The sequence below is a fragment of the Ancylobacter sp. SL191 genome, from assembly GCF_026625645.1.
Lineage (GTDB): Bacteria > Pseudomonadota > Alphaproteobacteria > Rhizobiales > Xanthobacteraceae > Ancylobacter.
In genome coordinates this window covers 3,784,835-3,801,130 of sequence record NZ_CP113056.1, presented here as the reverse complement: position 1 = coordinate 3,801,130, position 16,296 = coordinate 3,784,835, and the positions used below count along the sequence as shown (strand labels likewise).

The 16,296-nt window shown below is 66.6% G+C and carries 15 protein-coding genes and 4 tRNA genes; 11 read left to right on the top strand and 8 right to left on the bottom strand.

Annotation, left to right across the window (positions count from 1 at the left end):
* Nucleotide 1: 1 nt before the first annotated feature.
* From OU996_RS17440 to OU996_RS17425, 4 genes are all read right to left on the bottom strand, one after another.
* Nucleotides 2-799, bottom strand: a complete 798-nt coding sequence (locus OU996_RS17440) for an ABC transporter permease (protein WP_267582862.1) — start codon at nucleotides 797-799, stop codon at nucleotides 2-4.
* 196 nt (nucleotides 800-995) lie between these two features.
* A complete protein-coding gene (locus OU996_RS17435) occupies nucleotides 996-2,033 on the bottom strand; it encodes an ABC transporter permease (RefSeq protein WP_267582861.1) in 1,038 nt (345 codons plus the stop codon).
* Nucleotides 2,026-3,102: an ABC transporter ATP-binding protein gene (locus OU996_RS17430; protein ID WP_267582860.1), complete on the bottom strand. Its 1,077-nt coding sequence runs from the start codon at nucleotides 3,100-3,102 to the stop codon at nucleotides 2,026-2,028. Before OU996_RS17430 ends, OU996_RS17435 begins: the two co-directional genes overlap by 8 nt.
* Before the next feature lie 147 nt (nucleotides 3,103-3,249).
* A complete protein-coding gene (locus OU996_RS17425) occupies nucleotides 3,250-4,374 on the bottom strand; it encodes an extracellular solute-binding protein (RefSeq protein ID WP_267582859.1) in 1,125 nt (374 codons plus the stop codon).
* Nucleotides 4,375-4,835: 461 nt separating this feature from the next.
* On the opposite strand from OU996_RS17425, the gene OU996_RS17420 reads away from it, so the two are divergent.
* The gene (locus OU996_RS17420) at nucleotides 4,836-5,573 is read left to right on the top strand and encodes a TerC family protein (RefSeq protein ID WP_267582858.1); all 738 of its coding nucleotides are present in this window, start codon (nucleotides 4,836-4,838) and stop codon (nucleotides 5,571-5,573) included.
* Nucleotides 5,574-5,714: 141 nt separating this feature from the next.
* The gene (locus OU996_RS17415; protein ID WP_267582857.1) at nucleotides 5,715-6,410 is read left to right on the top strand and encodes a sulfite oxidase-like oxidoreductase; all 696 of its coding nucleotides are present in this window, start codon (nucleotides 5,715-5,717) and stop codon (nucleotides 6,408-6,410) included.
* A 109-nt stretch (nucleotides 6,411-6,519) separates the two neighbouring features.
* Here the strand turns inward: OU996_RS17415 and OU996_RS17410 are convergent, their stop codons facing one another.
* Nucleotides 6,520-7,428 (bottom strand): hypothetical protein, encoded by a 909-nt coding sequence (locus tag OU996_RS17410; protein WP_267582856.1) that lies wholly within the window; start codon nucleotides 7,426-7,428, stop codon nucleotides 6,520-6,522.
* A 480-nt stretch (nucleotides 7,429-7,908) separates the two neighbouring features.
* Here OU996_RS17410 and OU996_RS17405 point away from each other — a divergent pair, with 480 nt between their 5' ends.
* Complete coding sequence (locus tag OU996_RS17405; protein ID WP_267582855.1) at nucleotides 7,909-8,811, top strand: class I SAM-dependent methyltransferase; 903 nt, start codon at nucleotides 7,909-7,911, stop codon at nucleotides 8,809-8,811.
* Between the two features lie 5 nt (nucleotides 8,812-8,816).
* Here the strand turns inward: OU996_RS17405 and OU996_RS17400 are convergent.
* A tRNA-Thr gene (locus tag OU996_RS17400) sits at nucleotides 8,817-8,891 on the bottom strand.
* Nucleotides 8,892-9,181: 290 nt separating this feature from the next.
* On the opposite strand from OU996_RS17400, the gene OU996_RS17395 reads away from it, so the two are divergent.
* From OU996_RS17395 to OU996_RS17385, 3 genes are all read left to right on the top strand, one after another.
* Nucleotides 9,182-9,604: a cysteine rich repeat-containing protein gene (locus tag OU996_RS17395; protein WP_267582854.1), complete on the top strand. Its 423-nt coding sequence runs from the start codon at nucleotides 9,182-9,184 to the stop codon at nucleotides 9,602-9,604.
* 29 nt (nucleotides 9,605-9,633) lie between these two features.
* Complete coding sequence (locus tag OU996_RS17390) at nucleotides 9,634-10,272, top strand: OmpA family protein (protein ID WP_267582853.1); 639 nt, start codon at nucleotides 9,634-9,636, stop codon at nucleotides 10,270-10,272.
* Between the two features lie 133 nt (nucleotides 10,273-10,405).
* Nucleotides 10,406-10,747, top strand: coding sequence for a RidA family protein (locus OU996_RS17385; protein WP_267582852.1), 342 nt, complete (start codon nucleotides 10,406-10,408; stop codon nucleotides 10,745-10,747).
* A 103-nt stretch (nucleotides 10,748-10,850) separates the two neighbouring features.
* Here OU996_RS17385 and OU996_RS17380 read toward each other — a convergent pair whose 3' ends face one another.
* Both OU996_RS17380 and OU996_RS17375 read right to left on the bottom strand, forming a co-directional pair.
* Nucleotides 10,851-12,524: an MFS transporter gene (locus OU996_RS17380; protein ID WP_267582851.1), complete on the bottom strand. Its 1,674-nt coding sequence runs from the start codon at nucleotides 12,522-12,524 to the stop codon at nucleotides 10,851-10,853.
* Between the two features lie 350 nt (nucleotides 12,525-12,874).
* A complete protein-coding gene (locus OU996_RS17375; protein ID WP_267582850.1) occupies nucleotides 12,875-13,780 on the bottom strand; it encodes a TrmH family RNA methyltransferase in 906 nt (301 codons plus the stop codon).
* 246 nt (nucleotides 13,781-14,026) lie between these two features.
* Between OU996_RS17375 and OU996_RS17370 the strand changes: the two genes are divergently transcribed.
* From OU996_RS17370 to secE, 5 genes are all read left to right on the top strand, one after another.
* Nucleotides 14,027-14,111, top strand: a tRNA-Tyr gene (locus tag OU996_RS17370).
* Between the two features lie 32 nt (nucleotides 14,112-14,143).
* Nucleotides 14,144-14,217 (top strand) — tRNA-Gly (locus OU996_RS17365).
* Between the two features lie 192 nt (nucleotides 14,218-14,409).
* Nucleotides 14,410-15,600 carry an elongation factor Tu gene (gene tuf, locus OU996_RS17360; protein ID WP_267582836.1) on the top strand — a complete coding sequence of 397 codons (1,191 nt, stop codon included), beginning with the start codon at nucleotides 14,410-14,412 and terminating at the stop codon, nucleotides 15,598-15,600.
* A 243-nt stretch (nucleotides 15,601-15,843) separates the two neighbouring features.
* Nucleotides 15,844-15,920: transfer RNA gene (locus OU996_RS17355), tRNA-Trp, on the top strand.
* Between the two features lie 178 nt (nucleotides 15,921-16,098).
* Nucleotides 16,099-16,296 (top strand): preprotein translocase subunit SecE, encoded by a 198-nt coding sequence (gene secE, locus OU996_RS17350; RefSeq protein WP_267582849.1) that lies wholly within the window; start codon nucleotides 16,099-16,101, stop codon nucleotides 16,294-16,296.

Sequence of the window (16,296 nt, the reverse complement as noted above, 5' to 3'; positions counted from 1 at the left end):
CTCAGCGGGACGGCTTGCCCTTCAGGACGACATAGCTGATGGCGGCGATCAAGGTCAGGGCGACGAAGATCACGCCCACCACATTGATGACGGGGGACAGGCCGAAGCGCAGGCGCGAGGCGATCTCGGTCACCAGCGTCCACTCGCCGCCAATGGCGAAGACGGTGGTGTTGTAGTTCTCGAAGGACTGCAGGAAGGCGACCACCGCGGCGGTGAAGCAGGTCGGCGCGAGGAAGGGCAGGGTGATGCGGCGGAACACCAGGGGGTGGCTGGCGCCGAGATCGAGCGCGGCCTCCTCCAGCGTGCGGTCCTGCCGCTGCAGCCGGGCGAGGAACAGCAGCATGGCGTAGGAGGCGATGAAGCTCGACTGCGCCATCACCGCCACGAACAGACCGCCCGGCACGCCGAATTCGCGCCAGAAGATGAGGCTGGAAATGCCGAGGATGATGCCCGGCGTCAGCACCGGCGAGACCAGCACCGAATAGAGGAAGGTGCCCGAGCGCTGGCCGAGCCGGGTCAGGATCAGCGCCCCCGACAGCCCGGCCGGGATCGACACCACGATGACGCCGAGCGCCACCAGCACGGAATTGACGAGGCCCTGCAGCAGGCGCTGGTCATCGGCAAGCGCCACGAACCAGTGCAGCGTAAAGCCGCGCCATTGCGTGACCGAGGGGTAGTCGAAGGAATTAAACGCCGCCGCCGACATCACCGCCAGCGGCAGGAAGAGATAGAGCACGAACAGGCCGATATAGATGTTCAGCACCAGCCGCGCGCCGGCGCTCTCGGTCGAGGTGCTCATGGGGTGACTCCCGTGAGACGGTGCGCGCCAAGGCTTCCTCTCCCCGGCGGGGAGAGGGGTGGGGTGAGGGCGCTTGAGGCTCCGCAATCGCGAATGCCCCTCTCCGACCCGCTTCGCGGGCCACCTCTCCCCGACGGGGAGAGGGAAGGGCACATGGCATGGATGTCGACAGGAGGACGGGACACGCGGGACATCCTCATTTCGCGATGTCCCTCAGCCCGACGCCGAACAGGCGCATCATCAGCAGGATGAAGGCGGTGCAGACCACGAGCAGCGAGACCGCATAGGCCGAGCCCATGTTCCAGTTATTGCTCTCGTAGAACTGCCGGTAGACAAGCTGGCTGAACCAATCGCCGCCCTGGCCGCGCGTCATGATCGCCGGCACGGAATAGGAGCCGGCCGACAGCATGAAGGTCATGATGCAGCCCACCGCGATGCCCGGCTTGGCGTGCGGGATGATGACCCGGCGGTGGATGCGCAGCGTCGAGGCGCCGAGATCGCGCGCCGCCTCGATCTGGTTGCGGTCCAGCGTCTCCAGCGTGTTCACCATCGGGAACACCATGAAGAGCACATAGGTGTAGATCATCGCCAGGAAGACGGCGGAGGGGTTCTCCAGGAAGGGAATCCACTCGCGCGCATCCAGATTGATGAAGCCCATCCAGGCCAGCACGCCGTTGATGACGCCGCGATAGTCGAGGATCATCAGCCAGGCATAGACCCGCAGCAGCTCGTTGATCGCATAGGGCACGATGAGCGCGACGGTGAGGATGATCGCCTTGCGCGGCCCGCTCGCCAGCGCCACCACATAGGCGACGGGGTAGCAGACGACCAGCGCCAGCGCCGTCACCATGAGCGCATAGAGAATGGTGCGCACGAAGATGTAGAAGTGCAGCCCGCTCATGCGAGTGAAATTGGCCAGCCCGTAGGTCTTGGGCGGGTTCTTCTCCTGCGCTTCAAGCTCGGTGGCTTCCGCCTGCTTCTGCGCCATGCTCGCGTCGAGCTCGGCCTGCCGCGCGGCGTCGGTGGCGCTGGCGCGGTCGAGCTGGAGGATGGAGATATCGTTGTAGAGCCGGTCGATCTGCAGCGACACGTCGCCCTTGGAATCGCGCCACCACAGCGACTGCTCCAGCATCGCGCCGAGCGGCACGAGGATGAGCGCGAGGATCCACAGCAGGGTGATGCCGGCGATCACCGCCGCCAGCGGGCGGCCATAGGCGCGCGCGAGGCTACCCATGGGCGAGGATCCCTTCCGGGTAGACCAGCGTGTCCTGCCGGCTGAAGGCGAGGGTGAGTTCTTCCGGCAGCGCCCGCACATCCGGCCCGTTCGGCACGGTGACGGTGAAGTTGTGGGCGGGGGCGGCGCATTGCAGATGCACCGCCGGGCCTTCGAGGCTGCGCGCGGCGAGGCGGGCGGCGACCTTGTTCTCGCCGGTGCCGTCGAGGCTGATGCGCTCGGGGCGCACCATCACCAGCGCGGTATCGCCGACCTTCAGCGGGCCCTTCACGCGCCCGGTGAGGCGGCCGACCGGCGTGTCGACGGCGGCGATGTCGTCGCTCAGCGTCGCCACCGTGCCGCGCAGCACGTTCTGCTCGCCGACGAAGGTGGCCACGAACGGCGTCGCGGGGTCGGCATAGAGCGTGTCGGCATCGGCCACCTGCTCCAGCTGGCCGCGGCTCATCACCGCCACGCGGTCGGACATGGCGAGCGCCTCGCCCTGATCGTGGGTGATGTAGATGAAGGTGATGCCGACGCGCTTCTGGATCGCGCGCAATTCGGTGCGCATGTGCTGGCGCAGCTTGAGGTCGAGCGCGGAGAGCGGCTCGTCGAGCAGCAGCACGGAGGGCTCCACCGCGAGCGCGCGGGCGATCGCCACCCGCTGGCGCTGGCCGCCGGAGAGGTCGGACGGCTTCTTGTCGCCATAGCCGCTGAGCGCCACGAGTTCGAGCAGCTCCTGCGCCCGGCGCAGCCGCTCGGCCTTGGCGACGCCGCGCGCCTCCAGCCCGAAGGCGACATTCTCGGCGACGCTCATCAGCGGGAAGAGCGCGAGATTCTGGAAGATCAGCGCGGTGGGCCGCTCATTGGGGCCCTTGCCCGCCATATCCTCGCCGCCGATCAGCACGCGCCCGGCGGTCGGCTCGATGAAGCCGGAAATGGTGCGCAGGATGGTGGTCTTGCCGCAGCCGGACGGGCCGAGGATGGAGAAGAACTCGCCGGCCTGGATGGAAAGATCCGTCGGCTTCACGGCGGTGGCCTCGCCGAAGCGGATCGAGACCTGGTCGAGACGAACGTCCTTGCCGCGCATGGGAGACCATCAGCCATGATGTGGGCGGTTATGGCCGGGCTCGGCCCGGCCATCCGCTACCCGCGAGGCGCGGGCGGGGATCCCCGGGACGGGCCCGGGGATGACGTGGTGAGGTAATGGCGGGCCGCCGTGGCCCGGCACGCCCGATCAGCTGTTGGTCAGCTTCTCGACATATTCGGCGCGGAGCTTGGCGTAGAAGTCGGTCTGCATCGGCCACCAGAACAGGTTGTCGATGGTGCCGGCCGGGTACGCCGCCTGGAAGGCCGCGCGGGCGTCTTCCGAGAGGAACTGGTCGGCGCCGACCGCCGCGCTGTTATAGCCGGTGGTGTTGGCGAACTTGGCGCCGATTTCCGGCTGGTAGAGGAAGTTCAGGAGCGCATAGGCCTGCTCGACATTGGCCGCGCCGGCCGGGATGCCGAACGTGTCGGTCCAGGCGAGGCCGCCTTCCTTGGGCATGCCATAGCGCCACTTCTTGTCGGTGTTGCGGTGGAGCAGGATGCCGGTGGTGTCCCAGGTCTGGCCGATGGTGCAGCCCGCGTCGGTGAAGGCAGCGGTGGCTTCCGTCGCGTTGTTCCAGTAGGCGCCGATATTGCCCTTATGGGCGACGATGTACTTCAGCACGCCCTCGAACACGCGGCGCGATTCGGCCTCGGACTTGTAGAGATCGAGGCCACGGTCGGACTTCAGCTCGCCGGTGGCGTCGAGATAGAGGGCGACGCCGTTGAACACCGACTTCTGGCGGATGGCGGTCTGCTTGGGGAAGCCGGCCAGCCACATGTCGCCATAGGAGATCTCGCCCGACTTCTTGTCGAACTTGCTCGAATCCCAGGTCACGCCCTCGGTGCCCCAGTCGAACGGCACGAGGTAGCGCTTGCCGCGATAGGCCGCGCCCAGAGTCAGCGAGTTGCGGTAGATCGAGGGGACGACCTGCGCCGCCTTGAACTTCGCCTCGTCGATCGGCTGGAGCAGGTTGTCCTTGTAGTAGTTCGGGCCGGTGTCGACCGACGGAAAGATGATGTCGAAGCCCTTGCCGCCGGCGGCGCGCAGCTTGTTCTCGCATTCCTCGTTCGAGCCGTAGGTCGAGAGGTTCACCTTGACGCCGGTGGCGTTGGTGAAGTCGGCGAGGAGCTGGTTCTTGTCGAAATAATCGCCCCAGGCATAGACGGTGACGGAGCCGGAGGTGGCGAGGGCGTCGTGGGCGCGCAGCACGGCCGGGGCGGCCAGCGCGAAGGCGCCAGCCTTCATCATGTCACGGCGGGAAAAGCGGATCATCAGTACCTCCCTAAGCCCCCAGGGGCAAAACTGCGTTCGCTCTAGTAGGGGGCGATGAACGGACGATGACACGGCCCCGCGCGTCGCGGAAGCGGGGGTGTGGACGGCTTTCGAGCATGTCGTGCCCGCGCAACGGGCATGTCGCCTTCCTGCAACCTGCCGCAGCGCCTTGCAGGCCGCAGCGGGAGGGGTGCGACAATCTGTCAAGTGCGCGGGCGCTGCCAATCCGCGCCCTCTCCCCTAGTCTTGTCCTACCCGTTGATCCGGGCCCCTCTGACGCGACGCTTAGCTAGCAATCGCGTGATGTCGGATCGCTTCCGATATCGTGCTGGCTGGAACGTGTCCTCTCTTGCCCTTTCGCCATCTGTTGATCGACCTTCAAAACCGCCGCCGCGTTGCGCAGCGCGGCTTGTGCGGCTGCGCGGCCCTGCCGCGTCTATCCATGCTCGGGGAGTGATTCCGTGGAATATTTGCTTGAACTCGCAGCGAGCCCGGCAGCCTGGGCGGCGCTTATCACGCTGATCGCCATGGAGGTGGTGCTCGGTATCGACAACCTCCTCTTCATCTCGATTCTCACCAACAAGCTGCCGGAGGACATCCGTCCCCGCGCGCGCAAGATCGGCATCGGCCTCGCGCTGGTCATGCGCCTCGGGCTGCTCAGCACGGTGGCGTTCATCGTCCAGCTGGTCGAACCGGTATTCACGGTCTTCGGCAAGGCCTTCTCCTGGCGCGACATGATTCTCATCGCCGGCGGCCTGTTCCTGGTGTGGAAGGCGACCAAGGAAATCCACCACACCATGGCGCCGCACGAGGAGCAGCAGGACGCCACCGGCGAACTCATCAAGGTGAGCTTCAGCGCGGCGATCGTGCAGATCCTGATCCTCGACCTCGTCTTCTCGGTGGACAGCATCATCACCGCTGTCGGCATGACCGATCACATCCCGATCATGGTGATCGCGGTGGTGTTCGCGGTGATGACCATGCTGCTGGCGGCCGGCCCGCTCGCCAACTTCATCAACCACAACCCGTCCATCATCATGCTGGCTCTGGGCTTCCTGCTGCTGATCGGCACGACGCTGATTGCGGAGGGCTTCGGCGCGCATGTGCCCAAGGGCTACATCTACGCCGCCATGGCGTTCTCGGCCGGCATCGAGGCGCTCAACATGGTGCAGCGCCGCCGCCGTCGCGTCTCGCACTGAGGCGGGTAGAGTTCGGCGGCGCGGGTCCGGGGCAGGACCGGCGCCGCTGACGCAAGCGTGAGGCGGGCGGCGTGGGCTCAGGAAAAGCCCGCGCCGCCCGTCATGCTAGAATAAGGCTCCATTCGCGGAGGGAGCCCCTTCATGGACGACACCAGCGACCATTCCGCACGCGCCGCCGAGGCCGCGCTGCCGGCGGACAGCAAGCTCACCACCACCAAGCAGCGCTGGGCGCGCGAGGGCAAGTTTCTCACCGGCAAGGTGACGCGCCCCGACAGCGACCGCCTGCCGCCCGGCCAGCATCTGGTGCGCGACTGGCCGGTGCTCGATCTCGGCATGCAGCCGCGCCTGCCGCTCGACCGCTGGCGGCTCGATGTCACCGGCGCGGTGGAGCAGCCGCTCTCCTGGGACTGGGCGACATTCCGGGCGCAGAAGCAGACGCAGGAAACGACAGACATTCACTGCGTCACCACCTGGTCGCGCTACGACAATCGCTGGGAGGGCCTCGCCACGCGCGACCTGCTCGACCTGGTGATGCCCAAGCCCGAGGCGAGCCATGTGCTGCTGTCGTCCTATGACGGCTACACCACCAATCTCGCGCTGGAGGACTTCGCGGCCGAGGATGCGTTGATCGTCCATAGCTGGGAGGGCCAGCCGCTCACCACCGAGCATGGCGGCCCGGTGCGGCTGGTGGTGCCGCATCTGTATTTCTGGAAGAGCGCCAAGTGGCTCAAGCAGATCGAGTTCCGCACCGGCGACAAGCGCGGCTTCTGGGAGGAGCGCGGCTATCACAACCACGCCGACCCGTGGCGCGAGCAGCGCTATTCCGACGACGAGTGAGGCGGGCAGGCGTCGCCGCTCTTTGCGCAGCGCCCCGCAGACGACAATAAAAAAGGCCGGATGGGTGTCCATCCGGCCTTTTGCTTGGAAACGAGACGCGTCGCCGCCCTCAGCGCGGGCGCATCGGGCCGGGGCGCAGGAAGGAGCTGGTGCGCGCCGGCTCGGTGCCGCCGCCGGCGACTTTGCGGGCGGGCGTCGTGGTCGAGGAGGACGGCGCGGCGAAGGAACTGCCCGGCGTGTAGGACGCCTTGGTGGCGGCGATCGTGCCGTTATTCATCGAGGTGCCGCTGCCGAGGCGGGACGGCGCCGCGCTCTTGGAGGCGCTGGCCCCCTGGCGCTGGCTGTCCTGATAGGCTTTGGAGAGGCTGCCCAGCGCGGGCTTGGCGGGGGCCGCACTGGCGGAGACGCCGCGCGCGGGCGGGGCCTTGGCGGCCGGCGCGTTCTTGGAAGAGAGGCTCGACGCGCTAGACGCGGATGATCCGAGCGGAGCCGCACCAAGCGGACCCTTGGCGAGCTGGGCGGTACGCGGCAGGTCCGGGGCGACCTGCGGGCGGCGGGGACCGCTGATCGAGAGTTCGCGCCGCAGCTTGGCCCAGGTCTCCGCGAGAGCGGAGGGATCCCAGCTCGGCTCCTTCTCGTCGATCTCCCACTTGGCGAGGGTCTCGGGCGTGGCGACGCCGGAATCGACGCGAGGGCGCGACTCAGCGGCCGGTGCATCCGCGCTTGCCGTTTCCGGCGGCTTGGCCGCGGCCGTCTCAGCCGTCGCGGTCACCGCCGCAGGCGGGGCGCTGACCAGCAAAGCGGGCGTGCTCACGGCACCAGCCGCCACCGCCGCGCCGGGAACGGCGACGTTCCACTTGCCGGTTTCCCACTCGTTGATCGCCCACATGACCGCCGCCCCGAGGCCAGCCCCGGCGCAGACATCGGTAATGCCGACGCCCGGCACGACGGCCAGATACAAGGCGCAGATCACGGCGACGCCGACATAGCACGCAGGTGCACGCCACTTGGATTGCATGTGCGGAATCCCCCGATCCCCTCGGATTTGATTCAACATAGCTGATTCGAAGGAATCTGAGGGCCTTACGCGAAATAAATGATGCGGAATCTCGGCGCCCGGGCCGCGAGCCGGGACGGCGCCTGCCTCCTCGCCGCGCCGCGTGCCCGGCGCCGTCCGCGACGGCGCTCTTTGGGCCGATTCAAGCACCGATAGAGGCCTCTCTCGCGGGGTGGTGTCGCGGCCATGAAGATCAGCGTAAGGAATTGCGGATGTATTATGTATTATATCAATTGCGGATTGCTGGAAATAATCGGCAATGCCAATGTACCGTCGTTGCGTATAAATCGTTGTCGTAAGTAGTCGCTGCCGCTCTCGTCAGATTTGGCGAGCGTCGATGCGGACGACGGCGCGCGGGACTCTCTGTGCCGCACAGGCCCGGCGATCACCTCCGGTCGCCGAGGGGAGGGGCGCAGGCACGCCGCCTGCGTGGAGGGGCCGATGCTGGCAACGTTGAAGACGCCTTTGTCGCGGCTGCGCCGGATGGTGCATTACGGGCGGCTTGCCGAGGCCAATCCGTTCCTGCGCTTCGCCAAACCCGGCCATTTTTACTCGCCGGTGCCGCCTCCCGACCTGCTGCTGGAGCGTCCCTCGCGGGAAGCGCGACGCGCCATGACTGAGGTGGCCGGCGTCGATCTGCGCGCCGACGCGCAGCGCGCCCTTGCCGCCCGCCTCATCGCCCGCTTCGGTGGCCTGCCGGATCGGGGGGAGAATGCCCGCTACCGCCAGAACAATCAGTTTTTCGAATTCGCCGACGCCTGGTCCACCTATGCGATGATGCGCGATGTCCAGCCGCGCCGGGTGGTGGAGGTCGGGTCCGGCCATTCCTCCGCGCTGATGCTCGATACCGTCGATGCCGATCCGGCGCTGAACCCGCGCTTCACCTTCATCGATCCGTTTCCCGAGCGGCTGCTTGCCCGGCTGAGCGCGGCGGACAAAGAGCGCAGCGAGATCCGCGTCGAGCGGCTTCAGGATGTGCCGCTGGCGGTATTCACGGCGCTGGAGGCCAACGACATCCTGTTCATCGACAGCTCGCATGTCGTGCGCACGGGGAGCGATGTCGATTTCGCCTTCCGCGAGATCCTGCCGCGCCTCGCGCCGGGGGTCGTGATCCATATTCACGACATCCTCTGGCCGTTCGAGTATCCCGAGCATTGGCTGAAGGAAGGCCGCGCCTGGAACGAGAGCTATTTCGTCCGCAGCTTCCTCCAGTTCAACGAGCGCTTCGAGATCCTGCTGTTCAACGCCTATCTGGCGCACCACCACGCCGATCTCTTCGCCGACACGCTGCCCGACTTCGTCGCGCGGCGCGGCGGCAGCCTGTGGCTGCGACGCGTGAGGTGAAGGACTGGTGCCGGCTGAGGGGATCGAACCCCCGACCTTCGGTTTACAAAACCGCTGCACTACCGCTGTGCTAAGCCGGCGCGCCGCGCTGTCCGGCGCTGGCGGGCGCGGACCGGGCATCGCCGTCTTCCCGCAACTGGCGCCGGGCGTCAAGCGGGGCCGAGGGGGAAGCACGCGAGCCGCGCGCCGGCAATGGGTCAGGATGGCGGATTCATCGTGAATCTGGCCCGTCTCACCCAGAGTTCCTGACGCGGATCATTGCGTGTGACCTTGGGTTCTGCGACAGGAATACCATCGCGGCTCGACACGGTCGTCGAGTCGGAGCGGCCATGCGCCGCGCGATATGACTCGCACGGGAGGCGAGATGCACATGAAGGGAATGGTAATCGGGTTGGGGGCCCTCCTGCTGGCGGCGAGCGCCGGCACGGCGTCCGCGCAGACCATGAGCTACGCCCAGGCCGGCGCGCTCATCGCCAAGAGCTGCGGCCCCTCGATCGAGCGTTTCTGCTCGAACTTCAACATCGGCACCGGCGACGTGATGAAGTGCCTGACGCAGCACCAGGATCAGGTGCCGCGCGCGTGCTTCGACGATTTCGCTGCCGCGCAGGCCTCGATCGCCAAGCGGGTCGCCGCGCAGAACGGTTCGTTCAAGATCTGTGCGCCGAGCGCGCAGGAATTCTGTTCGGGCGTGCAGCCGGGTGACGCCAACATGCTGAACTGCCTGCTGGCCTCGACCAAGGTCGTGCGTCCGGCGTGCAAGCAGGTGCTGCTCGACGCCGGCTGGGCGAACTGACGCAAACGGCAACGAGGGATAGACAGATCATGACCCGTTTCACCCGTTTCGTCGGCGGCCTCGCGCTCGCCGCGGCGCTTGCCGCTCCGCTGGCCACCTCGCTGACCAGCCCGGCTTCGGCGCAGACCGACCTCACCAACCAGCAGATCCTGCAGGGGCTGTCGGGCGTCACCAATGACGACCCGTCGCTCACCGTCGAGCTGCTGCGCAAGATGGCGCAGGATGCCGTCGCCGCGAACAAGCCGCTGCCGCTCGACAAGTCCGCGATCGCCAAGCTGCTCGACAAGCTGGCGCAGATCACGGTGCAGATTCAGTTCGCGCTGAACTCGTCGATCATCCGGCCGGCGTCCTATGAGACGCTCGGCGCCATCGCCGACGCGCTGCACCACCCGATCCTGTGGAACTACAAGTTCGTCGTGGTCGGCAACACCGACACGACCGGCACGCGCGCCTACAATCTGAAGCTCAGCCAGGAGCGCGCCGACGCCATCGTGCAGGCGCTCGTGGTGGTCTACCAGGTCTCGCCGGACCGCCTGCAGGCGCTCGGCCTCGGCCAGGAGGCGCTCCAGGTGCCCTCCAAGCCTGAGGATCCGATCAACCGCCGGGTGCAGATCTTCAACATCGGCACGATGGGCCCGATGCCGAAGGGCGTCACCAACCCGCAGTGATGCGCGGCTGATTGCCGATGCGTGACTCGAAGGGCGGGGGCGGCGCTCCCGCTTTTCCTGTGCTACCAAGGCCGGTCGGTTCGCTCGAGGGCGTTCCGCCGGCCTTTCCTTTTTGAAAACCAGAGTTTGTCAGATGAGCATCAAGAGAATCGAGATCGGCCCGCGCATGAGCCAGGCGGTGGTGCACGGCTCCGTTGCCTACCTCGCCGGCCAGGTGGCGCTGGGCGATGGCGTCGCCGCCCAGACCAAGGGCGTGCTCGAGCAGATTGACGCGCTGCTGGCCGCCGCCGGCACCGACAAGACCAAGATCCTCGCCGCCACCATCTACCTCGCCGACATCTCGAAGTTCGGCGAGATGAACGCGGTGTGGGACGGCTGGGTCGCCGCCGGCCATACCCCGGCCCGCGCCACGGTCGAGGCGGCGCTCGCCACCCCGGATTATCTGGTCGAGATCGTCGTCACCGCCGCGGTCTGATCCGCCGCGCTGCCCACCACGAAAAAACGGCCCCGTCGCAGGACGGGGCCGTTCTCGTTTGGGCCGGCGGCACCCGCGGGCGCCGCCAGAGATGTCCGTCGGACTAGTGCCAGTCGTCCAGATTGCGGTTCTTGGTCTCCGGCAGGAAGATGACGCCGATCACCACGGTCATCAGAGCCACGATGATCGGGTACCACAGGCCGGAGAAGATGTTGCCGGTGGCTGCCACGATGGCGAAGGCGGTGGGCGGCAGGAAGCCGCCGAACCAGCCATTGCCGATGTGGTAGGGCAGCGACATGCCGGTGTAGCGGATGCGGGTCGGGAAGAGTTCGACCAGCAGCGCGGCGATCGGGCCGTAGACCATCGTCACATAGAGCACGAGGACGAAGAGCAGGCCGATCAGGGTGAGGGTGCGCTGGTCGCTCAGCACGCCGGCAATGGTCGGCTGCTTCACGATGCTGGCGTCACCTGCCTTGGGGTAGCCCGCGCCCTGCGCCGCCGCGACGATGGCCGCGCCGACCTTGTCGGTATCGGGGATGGTAACCGCCGTGCCATTGACCGTTGCGGCGGTCGCGGAGCCGGTGGGGCCCGGCACCAGCTCGTAATGCATCGAATTGGTCGCCAGCGTACGGCGGTAGACGTCGCAGGGTCGGGTGAAGACGCGCACGCCCACCGGGTCGAACAGCGTGCCGCACTGTGCCGGATCGGCGGCGATCTGGATCTTCACGTTCTCCGTCGCCTCAATCAGCTTCGGATTGGCGACGCGGGCGATGTTCTCGAACAGCGGGAAGTAGGTCACGGCGGCGATGAGGCAGCCGGCGATGAGGATCGGCTTGCGGCCGATCTTGTCCGACATCCAGCCGAACAGGATGAAGAACGGCGTTCCGATCAGCAGCGAGGCGGCGATCAGCAGATTCGCTGTTGTGCCGTCGACCTTCAATGTCTGTGTGAGGAAGAACAGCGCGTAGAACTGGCCGGTGTACCAGACCACCGCCTGGCCGGCGGTGCCGCCGAACAGGGCGATCAGCGCGATCTTGGCGTTGGACCAGCGGCCGAAGGCCTCGGTCAGCGGCGCCTTGGAGCGGGTGCCCTCCGCCTTCATCTTCTGGAAGGCCGGGGATTCGCTGAGCTGCAGCCGGATCCAGATCGAGAAGCCGAGCAGGATGATGGACAGCAGGAACGGAACGCGCCAGCCCCAGGCGTTGAAGTCTTCCGGCGACATGGACAGGCGCAGGGTCAGGATGACCAGCAGCGACAGGAACAGGCCGACGGTCGCGGTGGTCTGGATCCACGAGGTGTAGAAGCCGCGGCGCCCGTGCGGGGCATGCTCGGCCACATAGGTCGCGGCGCCGCCATACTCGCCGCCGAGCGCAAGGCCCTGGGCGAGGCGGCAGATGATGAAGATCACCGGCGCGGCATAGCCGATCGTGTCATAGCCGGGCAGCAGGCCGACCACGAAGGTGGCGATGCCCATGAGCGTCATGGTGACGAGGAAGGTGTATTTGCGGCCGATGAGGTCGCCGAGGCGCCCGAAGAACAGCGCGCCGAACGGGCGGACGGCGAAGCCGGCGGCGAAGCCGAACAGCACGAAGATGAACTTGGCCGTGTCATTGCTGCCGGGCACGAAGGTCATCGCGATGTTCGCGGCCAGCGAGCCCGCGAGATAGAAATCATACCATTCGAAGACCGTGCCGGCGGAGGAGGCGATAATAACCTTCCTCTCTTCCTTGGTCATGGGCGCCGCCTTGGCGGGCGCCCCTCCCGTCGTTACGCTCATGGTGTCGTCCCTTCCCCAGAAAAATCGCGTGTGAATGCGTTCGCGCATCCCGCGATGCGCGCTGAAAACACCAGGCTCCTGGTGGAGCCGTGTCAGTATTTGCCGAACGATCTTGTGAGTTCCTCTGGGAACACCGTCGCTCGGGTCGTTTCCTCCCGAAAGCGGCCCGCGTGAGAGCGTTTGCGGCGCCGGTCCCGGATGTTGGCGCGCGGAATTCTTGCGTTCCGCCACTGCCTCAAAGGAAAGCTTGGCGAAAACGTAACCGTTTGACGATTGGCAATTGGTCGTAACAGCGGCTCTTCCGCGCTGCGAAAGAATTGCGCCGGCTCAGCGTGCGGTAATTCTGGCGCTCAGCCGGCAGGCTGGCCGATGGCGCGCCGCGCAATATGCAGGGCGAGGACGGCGGCGTTCGACACGTTGAGGCTGACGATGGCGCCGGGCAGGTCGATGCGCGCGAGCGTGTCGCAGGTCTGGCGCGTGAGCTGGCGCAGGCCCTTGCCCTCGGCGCCCAGCACCAGCGCAACCGGACGGCGCAGCGGCGTGTCCACAAGGTCCGCCGGCCCCTCGCTATCGAGGCCAACCACTTGAACGCCGCTGTCTCTCAGCTCTTCGAGGGCACGGGCGAGATTACCGACGAAGCAGAAGGGCACATGCTCCAGCCCGCCGCTGGCGCTCTTGGCCAGCACGCCGGTCGCGGCCGGGCTGTGACGCGCGGTGGTGATGATCGCGCCGACCTTCAGTGCCGCCGCCGAGCGCACGATGGCGCCGACATTGTGCGGGTCGGTGATCTGGTCGAGCACCAGCACGAGGTCGTTCTCGGCCGCGTCCACAAGCTTGAGCGAGGGCAGGGGATCGCACTCGGCAAAAAGCCCCTGATGCACCGCATCCGGTCCCACAAGGCGGTCGATCTCGCCGGGACGTACCTGTTCGGGCGTGACCTTGAGCGGAATCGATTCGTCCTCGAGCCGCTTCAGCGCGTTCTCGGTCGCCATCAGCCGGCGCACCTTGCGGCGCGGATTGCGCAGGGCTTCCACCACGCTGTGCCAGCCATAAAGGATGGCGACATCATCCGGCCATTCGCCGAAGGGGCGTCCCGCCGGCCGGGGGCGAGACCCACCCTTGCCGCCGCTACCCTTGCTGAAGCCGCCGCTGCCCCCGCCATACCTGCCGCCGAATCCCTTGCCGCCGCCACGGCCGAAGCCGGGCTTTGCGGGGCGGGCGGGACGGTCGGACGGGGGCTTGGGTCGATCGTTCATGCCGCCTTCTGTCATGCCGCGCGGCGCTTGGCAATTTGCCGTGCGGGCGCGCGCCGCTTGTCGGACGGGCGCCCCACGCGGGGCGAGGTTGTCCACCGCCGGGCCGACGGCGTGGCGGGCGGGGTTGACAGGGCAGGGGCACCCCACCATAAAGCGCGCCGCACGGTGACGGCGCATCCTGATGTGTTGTCACCGATGGCCGGAACGGCCGGTGGTCGATGCCCTCGCGGCGCGACCGACGTGCGAGGGGGAGTGTCCCGAGCGGCAAAGGGGGCGGACTGTAAATCCGCTGGCTATGCCTTCGTAGGTTCGAGTCCTACCTCCCCCACCACGTCGCTCTCCGCTATGCTTGCCTCGGCCCTCGCGGGTGTAGCTCAATGGTAGAGCAACAGCCTTCCAAGCTGATGACGAGGGTTCGATTCCCTTCACCCGCTCCACTGCCCCACCACGCAGCCGCCGTCATGGTTCCGTCGCAGCTTTTGTGGCGAAACATGCCCTGCGGGCGGCAAATCGCAGCATGGCTGTGACTGCTTCAAAGCACCTGCGCCGTGGCACTTGCGGAATTCTAGGAAACCGCCTATCCCACGCCCCGATTTTCGCGGCCCGTATGTCGCTGAAGGAAACGAGTTATGGCCAAAGAGAAGTTCAACCGTTCGAAGCCTCACTGCAACATTGGCACGATTGGCCATGTTGACCATGGCAAGACGTCGCTGACGGCGGCGATCACGAAGGTTCTTGCGGAGTCGGGCGGCGCGACGTTCACGGCGTATGACCAGATCGACAAGGCGCCGGAAGAGAAGGCGCGCGGCATCACGATCTCGACGGCTCACGTTGAGTACGAGACGGCGAACCGCCACTACGCTCACGTCGACTGCCCCGGCCACGCCGACTATGTGAAGAACATGATCACCGGCGCGGCGCAGATGGACGGCGCGATCCTGGTGGTGTCGGCGGCGGACGGCCCGATGCCGCAGACCCGCGAGCACATCCTTCTGGCCCGTCAGGTCGGCGTTCCGGCCCTGGTGGTGTTCCTGAACAAGTGCGACATGGTCGACGACGAGGAGCTTCTTGAGCTGGTCGAGCTCGAGGTTCGCGAGCTTCTGTCGAAGTACGACTTCCCGGGCGACGACATCCCGATCATCCGTGGCTCGGCGCTTGTGGCGCTGGAGAATGGCGACCCGAAGCTCGGCCGCGACGCGGTTCTGAAGCTGATGGAAGCGGTCGACAGCTACATCCCGCAGCCGGAGCGTCCGGTTGACCAGCCGTTCCTGATGCCGATCGAAGACGTGTTCTCGATCTCGGGCCGCGGCACGGTTGTGACCGGTCGCGTGGAGCGCGGCATCATCAAGGTCGGCGAGGAAGTCGAGATCGTCGGCATCCGCCCGACCATCAAGACGACGGTGACCGGCGTCGAGATGTTCCGCAAGCTGCTCGATCAGGGCCAGGCGGGCGACAATGTCGGCATTCTGGTGCGCGGCACCAAGCGTGAGGACGTTGAGCGCGGTCAGGTCGTGTGCAAGCCGGGTTCGGTGAAGCCGCACACGAAGTTCAAGGCCGAGGCGTACATCCTGACGAAGGAAGAGGGCGGCCGCCACACGCCGTTCTTCACCAACTACCGTCCGCAGTTCTACTTCCGCACGACGGACGTGACGGGCATCGTGACGCTGCCGGAAGGCACGGAAATGGTGATGCCGGGCGACAACATCTCGGTTGACGTGGCGCTGATCGTTCCGATCGCGATGGAAGAGAAGCTGCGCTTCGCCATCCGCGAAGGCGGCCGCACCGTCGGCGCCGGCGTCGTCGCCGCCATCATCGAGTGATCTGGGAAGCGCTTCGGCGCTTCCCTCCGGACCCGCGCCAGCCACTGGCGCGGGTCTTGTCGTCTTCGGCGCCTGCCGATGACACGCCGATCGAGATTCGGGCCGTCAGGTCCTTGTCTTGGAGTTCCCCGCCGGCAGGTCTTCCACACAGCCGGATGTGGAGCGAGGCGTCTGATCCGCTCTCCTCTCTTTACACGGGATGGACGGATCAACTAGGAAGACGCGGTCCGCGACGCGGACTGTAGGAGTGTAGCTCAACTGGTTAGAGCACCGGTCTCCAAAACCGGGGGTTGGGGGTTCGAGTCCCTCCACTCCTGCCACCCTCTCCGCCGGTGGCAGGCAAGGCAGCAAACGTCCCTTTGACGCGAAGCCGCTTTGCGGGCTATACGCCCGCTTCGCGCGTTTGGACGATCCGATCGCGGAAGGGCCCTCCCGGATCCTTCGCGACACACACAGGTGGCGGCGCGGCCCCTGCCACAGAGGCGTTTCGAGACGAAGATGGCGAAGACGAATCCGGTCGAGTTCTTTCAGCAGGTCCGCGCGGAAGCCCGCAAGGTCACCTGGCCGACCCGTCGCGAGACGTTGATCACCACCGCCATGGTTTTCGTCATGGTCGTGCTGGCCTCGCTCTTCTTCCTGGTTGCCGACCAGGTCTTGAGCTTCGTCATCGCGCATATCCTGCAGATCGGTCGTTGA

Coding starts and splice junctions, on each gene's coding strand:
- OU996_RS17440 (WP_267582862.1), bottom strand. CDS start 799: ATGAGCACCTCGACCGAGAGCGCCGGCGCGCGGCTGGTGCTGAACATC.
- OU996_RS17435 (WP_267582861.1), bottom strand. CDS start 2,033: ATGGGTAGCCTCGCGCGCGCCTATGGCCGCCCGCTGGCGGCGGTGATC.
- OU996_RS17430 (WP_267582860.1), bottom strand. CDS start 3,102: ATGCGCGGCAAGGACGTTCGTCTCGACCAGGTCTCGATCCGCTTCGGC.
- OU996_RS17425 (WP_267582859.1), bottom strand. CDS start 4,374: ATGATCCGCTTTTCCCGCCGTGACATGATGAAGGCTGGCGCCTTCGCG.
- OU996_RS17415 (WP_267582857.1), top strand. CDS start 5,715: ATGGACGACACCAGCGACCATTCCGCACGCGCCGCCGAGGCCGCGCTG.
- OU996_RS17410 (WP_267582856.1), bottom strand. CDS start 7,428: ATGCAATCCAAGTGGCGTGCACCTGCGTGCTATGTCGGCGTCGCCGTG.
- OU996_RS17405 (WP_267582855.1), top strand. CDS start 7,909: ATGCTGGCAACGTTGAAGACGCCTTTGTCGCGGCTGCGCCGGATGGTG.
- OU996_RS17395 (WP_267582854.1), top strand. CDS start 9,182: ATGAAGGGAATGGTAATCGGGTTGGGGGCCCTCCTGCTGGCGGCGAGC.
- OU996_RS17390 (WP_267582853.1), top strand. CDS start 9,634: ATGACCCGTTTCACCCGTTTCGTCGGCGGCCTCGCGCTCGCCGCGGCG.
- OU996_RS17385 (WP_267582852.1), top strand. CDS start 10,406: ATGAGCATCAAGAGAATCGAGATCGGCCCGCGCATGAGCCAGGCGGTG.
- OU996_RS17380 (WP_267582851.1), bottom strand. CDS start 12,524: ATGAGCGTAACGACGGGAGGGGCGCCCGCCAAGGCGGCGCCCATGACC.
- OU996_RS17375 (WP_267582850.1), bottom strand. CDS start 13,780: ATGAACGATCGACCCAAGCCCCCGTCCGACCGTCCCGCCCGCCCCGCA.
- tuf (WP_267582836.1), top strand. CDS start 14,410: ATGGCCAAAGAGAAGTTCAACCGTTCGAAGCCTCACTGCAACATTGGC.
- secE (WP_267582849.1), top strand. CDS start 16,099: ATGGCGAAGACGAATCCGGTCGAGTTCTTTCAGCAGGTCCGCGCGGAA.